Genomic DNA, 329 nt, shown 5'->3' with positions numbered 1-329 from the left:
GAGGGGTTGTTGGGTGAGGGGTTTGGGGTGTTTGTGGAGCCGAGTGCGCATCCGGTGTTGGTGGTGCCGGTGGGGGAGTCGGCTGAGGTGTGTGGTGTGGATGTGGTGGTGGTGGGGTCGTTGCGGCGTGGTGAGGGTGGTTTGGGGCGGTTGTATGCGTCGTTGGGTCAGGTGTGGTCGCGGGGTGTGGAGGTGGATTGGTCCAAGGCTCTCCCGCGGTCTGGGGGTGAGCCCGAGGTGTTGGTGGATCTGCCGACGTATGCCTTCCAACGCCAGCGCTACTGGCTGGAGGCGCCTTCGGGTGGGCGGCTTTCGGGGGTGGTTGATCC

1 pseudogene is annotated in these 329 nt (G+C 65.7%); it reads left to right on the top strand.

What is annotated here, in order from left to right:
- Nucleotides 1-329 (top strand): annotated as a pseudogene (locus AN216_RS21800) (SDR family NAD(P)-dependent oxidoreductase); the annotation flags it as partial.

Source organism: Streptomyces oceani (genome assembly GCF_001751245.1).
In the GTDB taxonomy this organism is placed as follows: Bacteria; Actinomycetota; Actinomycetes; order Streptomycetales; family Streptomycetaceae; genus Streptomyces; species Streptomyces oceani.
Note: the sequence above shows the minus strand (reverse complement) of the source record. Positions and strands in the feature narration are given on the sequence as shown.